1 protein-coding gene is annotated in these 365 nt (G+C 53.7%); it reads left to right on the top strand.

Annotated elements, in window-relative coordinates; genetic code table 11:
* On the top strand, positions 1-365 hold a 365-nt coding region (locus RVY79_RS18035), incomplete at both ends, for a hypothetical protein (protein ID WP_317465895.1).

Genomic DNA, 365 nt, shown 5'->3' with positions numbered 1-365 from the left:
ATCGACAGTGTGCTGGTACTGGCGTTGGATAACTCCAAGCCGCCGGTTCCTGATGACCAGAATGACATCGCGGATGTGGTTCAAGCGCTGCGAAAATCGTCTGGCAATTACAAACTTTACTCGGTCCTCATTGCCGATGAGCTGCCTGCAGTTGTGGGGTGTCCTCAGTGCTACGAGCGGTTGGGTGTTAAAGAAATCAACAGACTTAAGTCTATGCGTATGGCGGTCTGTAAGGCTCGGTGCCAGCGGCCAATCTTTCTCAAGCTTGGCGCAGCGGCTAATCGAATACTCGCCAGGGAGGGGGAGGCTGTCACCGTGGATTTTCGTCCTAAAACCCCGCAGCTTGAAAAAGAGGAGGCGCAATG

Origin of the sequence: Chromohalobacter sp. HP20-39 (assembly GCF_033052815.1) — a bacterium.
Taxonomy (GTDB): domain Bacteria; phylum Pseudomonadota; class Gammaproteobacteria; order Pseudomonadales; family Halomonadaceae; genus Chromohalobacter.
This window is presented reverse-complemented; position numbering and strand designations above follow the sequence as displayed.